Raw genomic sequence first — 3,084 nt, 5'->3', positions numbered from 1 at the left:
CTTGCCAGCGCGTGGGGAACCGGTTCGCCTTCGATCAACAGGATTCTCTTGTCGCCGTCAGCGATCTCCGGGACGTAGCGCTGTGCGAGTGCGAACCGGTTGCCGTATTCGGTCAGCGTTTCCAGGATGACATTGGTATTGGGATCGGTCCGCTCCACGACGAAAATCGATCTGCCTCCCATGCCGTCCAGCGGTTTGAGCACCACCTTGCCCTGTTCCTCCAGAAACGCCTTTAGGTCGCGCCGGGATCTGGAGATCAGGCCGGCCGGCGTGCATTGCGGGAACCACGCCGTGTAGGCTTTCTCGTTGATGTCGCGCAGGCTCGACGGTTTGTTGACGACCAGCAAGCCCCGGTTCTCGGCCAGCTCGAGGATATAGGTGGTATAGATGTACTCCATGTCGAAAGGCGGGTCCTTGCGCATGAGGACAACGTCCAGTGTCTCCAGGTTGCCCTGCCATTCGTCGCCGAGTTCGAACCAGGACGCATTGTCGTCCCTTACCGTGATCCGCCGCCCGCGGCCGAGGGCCGCGCCGTCGCGCACGGCCAGGTCCTTCTGGCGGAAATAGGTCAGCTTCCAGCCCCTTCGTTGAGCGGCCAGCAGCATGGCAAGCGTTGAATCCTTCTTCGGCTGAATGCTCTCGATGGGATCCATTACGACGCCAAGGCGGCGGCTTCGGGTCATGACTTTTCTCGACTGCGAGGCTGGACGCGAAAGCTAACATACCTCGAATCGGTACGAATACGTCGGCCTGACCTCCGGGATGCGCCTGCGAAAGGTCGCGGCAGGGCCTTGGCAGGTCGAGCAACCGGCCGTGTCTTGTTCGGAAGCCACTCGCGGCCTATGCTTCGGCAGGGCAATTTAACCACCGGCTCATGAAACTGATCGCCCTGATATTCGGGCTCGGCCTCGAACGGATCGCGACCCAGGTGCTGCACCTGCGGGAGTTGCGCTGGTTCGATCCCTACTTCGACTTCGGACTTGACAGCTTGCGCGGCGCCAATATCTGGCTGGTGTATCCGGGCAGCATCCTGCTTGTGCTGCTGCCCCTGATTCCCGTGGCCTGGGCCAGTCGAGCGCTGCTGCAGACCGGCGTGGCATGGGATCTTCCCTACCTGCTCTTCGCCGTGCTGGTGCTGTTCTTCTGTCTGGGCCCCCGGGATCTCGCCGCCGAGGTGGAAGAGTATTGCCAGGCCCTTGCGGACTCCGATGCCGACAAAGCCGAACGCGTCCTGACCGATCTTTGCGAGGTGGAGCATTCCGGCGCGAAAGACGTGGTCGCCGTGGAGGAGGCCATATTCGTGCAGGCCACCCACCGGTTCTTCGGCGTCGTATTCTGGTTCATCGTGCTCGGCCCGGTGGGTGCGTGGCTATTCCGTGTCAGCGACCTGCTTCGCCGGCGGGCGACGACGATAGGGGTGGGCGACCCGGAAAGGGTCACGCCCGCCCTGCCGGCAATCGAGGCGGTTAACGGAGTACTGGTGTGGCTACCCGCACGCTTGGCTGTGCTCGGATACGCCTTGAGCGGCAATTTCGATGAGGCCGTCAACTGCTGGCGTCAATACGAACTGAAATCGGACCTGCCGTTCCATCACAGTAACGACCAGGTGGTTGCGTGCGTGGGCAAGGCGGCCATGGGGGGCACCGCGGCGGACATTTCCGACCCGAGCGTCGCCGCGCGCCGCGCGATGGAACTGGTCTTCCGAACGCTCTTCATCAGCGTGACGGTGATTGCCGTGATGACGTTGTTCGGCTGGGCCGTCTAGCAACCCGTTGCAAAGCCGCACCCGCACGCGCTTTCGGTAGCAGCATCGCGAGCGACAATTGAGTTCCCCAAAAGAAACCCGGCGGTGGGAGCGCCGGGTTAGATTATTGTTGTTATCGGAGTTTACGGTTTCAAATATGCGGCCTGGCTGCTGGTTGTGTTGCTTCGTAAGTCTAAGGGTCTTTTCGAGCGGTCCAACCGTTCTTTGATTGTTGTAACAGCCTGCAAATCTTTTTCTTGTACTCGTTCTGATTCTTGTTCGGACGATTAATTTAACAGAATCGAATCGAATTTCGCACAAATTTCCATCGATTTGTCCGCTTCCACTCGTGCCGGCGGTTGCGCCGACATATCGACAGAATTCTTTTTTATAAGAAAAAACAGATACTTGTAACGGTCTCGATTGGCGTTGCCGGACCACACACGCGGCAGGATTGAGTTAATGTAGTCAAAACCTAATCTTACGGTGTTCTTATGTTCTACTAGATCATATAGCAGCATTAAGAGGCTGTATTTAATAAAAACTTTATGACTCACCGTCCGGCTGTCCGTGACGGGCACTCCGGTGGCGCAAGCGCGTCAGGGGACTACGGGGATGAAGGGCACCGACCGGGGGGGACCGCTGCCCAGCGTTCGACTCCATAGCAGGCCGCTGGCCGCGTAGACCAGTTCCTCGCCCGAAAGCCATGAGGCCGGCGTGGCCTCCACCAACTCCCCCTTGCTGAGGTCCTTGAACAAAGGTTGGGCGTCAAGCAGCAGCATCACGAGTTTGCTCTGTGCCGGGCCCGGTTGTTCGGTCAATACGACCACTCCCCCTCCAGGGCGCCAGGATGGCGCCTTCAGCGGATGCGGCCGGCGCGCGAGCAGCGTGGTGACGCCGGTACGCAGCAGGTACAGCGACCAGCGACCGTCGAGTTCGTTGGCGTATACGACATCCCCGTGTTCGGAGACGCTGGGAAAGTAGGCGGTTCCCGAGCGGCCCGTCAGCCGGCGCAAGGCCCCGGAACTCAGGTGAAGCTCCCAGAGGTCGTACGTGCCCGCGCGGTCGGATGCGAACACCACGGAATGGCCGTCGGGCCAGAACACCGGCTCCACCTCGTGGTAATCGGTACGGGTAATCTGCTGCGCGTCGCCCCCGGCAAGTTCCAAGGTCCACAAGTCCCATTGTTCCGACTGCCTGTTCTGGTAGACCAGTCGGGTTCCGTCCGGTGAAAAACTCGGATTGTGAGCGATCGCGCCGGCCGGCAGAAGCGGCTGCGCCGCACCTCCGCCGGCCGGCATGATCCAGAGGCCGGAATCGTTGCCGAGGACGAGCTGTTC

Annotated in this window: 3 protein-coding genes; 1 reads left to right on the top strand and 2 read right to left on the bottom strand. The window is 60.6% G+C overall.

Annotated features, from left to right (window positions below):
• Positions 1 to 683 (bottom strand): glutathione synthase (gene gshB / locus OXG98_13045; protein MCY3772929.1); only part of this gene is annotated, 683 nt, incomplete at its 3' end.
• A 191-nt stretch (positions 684 to 874) separates the two neighbouring features.
• Between gshB and ampE the strand changes: the two genes are divergently transcribed.
• Complete coding sequence (gene ampE, locus OXG98_13040) at positions 875 to 1,765, top strand: regulatory signaling modulator protein AmpE (GenBank protein ID MCY3772928.1); 891 nt, start codon at positions 875 to 877, stop codon at positions 1,763 to 1,765.
• A gap of 578 nt (positions 1,766 to 2,343) precedes the next feature.
• Here the strand turns inward: ampE and OXG98_13035 are convergent.
• Positions 2,344 to 3,084: hypothetical protein (locus OXG98_13035; GenBank protein ID MCY3772927.1), on the bottom strand; the 741-nt coding region annotated here is incomplete at its 5' end.

The sequence above is a fragment of the Gemmatimonadota bacterium genome, from assembly GCA_026706345.1.
GTDB lineage: Bacteria > JAAXHH01 > JAAXHH01 > JAAXHH01 > JAAXHH01 > JAAXHH01.
The sequence above is the reverse complement of the archived record's forward strand: the minus strand, read 5'-3'. Positions and strand labels throughout refer to the sequence as shown.